This window comes from Streptomyces minutiscleroticus (genome assembly GCF_014650875.1).
Lineage (GTDB): Bacteria > Actinomycetota > Actinomycetes > Streptomycetales > Streptomycetaceae > Streptomyces > Streptomyces minutiscleroticus.
Window position 1 is genome coordinate 1 of the sequence record NZ_BMVU01000220.1, and the last position, 895, is coordinate 895.

At 73.7% G+C, this 895-nt stretch carries 1 protein-coding gene; it reads left to right on the forward strand.

The genetic code is table 11. The features are described 5' to 3' along the window. Nucleotides 1-133 precede the first annotated feature (133 nt). Nucleotides 134-895: beta-ketoacyl reductase (locus tag IE271_RS41100; protein ID WP_268256281.1), on the forward strand; the 762-nt coding region annotated here is incomplete at its 3' end.

Here is an 895-nt window from a genome sequence, read left to right on the forward strand (position 1 = left end):
CCGTGTGGTGGGGTCGGGTGAGGTGCAGGTGGTGTGGCGTGCGGGTCGGGCGTGGGTGCCGCGTCTGGTGCGTGCGGGTGGGGGGTCGGTGGGTGGTTCTGTGGGGGTGTTGGATCCGGCGGGGACGGTGTTGGTGACGGGTGGGACGGGGGTGTTGGGCGGGTTGGTGGCCCGGCATCTGGTGGCGGTGCACGGGGTGCGTCGTCTGGTGCTGGTGAGTCGTAGTGGCGGGGATGCGGCTGGGGCGCAGGAGTTGGTGGCGGAGTTGGAGGCTGGTGGGGCCCGGGTGCGGGTGGTGGCCGCGGATGTGGGGGATCGGGCGGCGGTGGCGGAGGTGTTGGCGGGTGTCGAGGTGGAGCATCCGTTGACGGCGGTGGTGCATGCGGCGGGGGTGCTGGCGGACGGTGTGTTCGACGGGTTGTCGTCGGAGCGGGTGGAGGCGGTGTTCGGGCCGAAGGTGGACGGGGCCTGGCATCTGCACGAGTTGACGCGGGATGCGGGGCTGGCGGCGTTCGTGGTGTTCTCCTCGGGGGCGGGGGTGTTCGGCAGCGCGGGGCAGAGTGCGTATGCGGCGGCGAACGCGTTCGTGGACGGGTTGGTGCGCCGGCGCCGGGATGCGGGGCTGCCGGGAGTGTCGTTGGCGTGGGGGTTGTGGGCGCAGGCCAGCGGCCTGACCGGGACCCTCGACGACACCGCACGCGCACGCCTTCAGCAGCGCGGTGGACAGCGTGCCCTGTCCACGGCCGAAGCCCTCGCCCTCTTCGATGCGGCGTTGGGGTCGGAGGAGCCCGTGCTCGTGCCGACCCGGCTGGACTGGGGCGTGCTGCGGGCCCGGGCGGCCGAGGGGGAACTCAACCCGCTGCTGCGCGGACTGGTCCGCCCGCCACGCCGCACG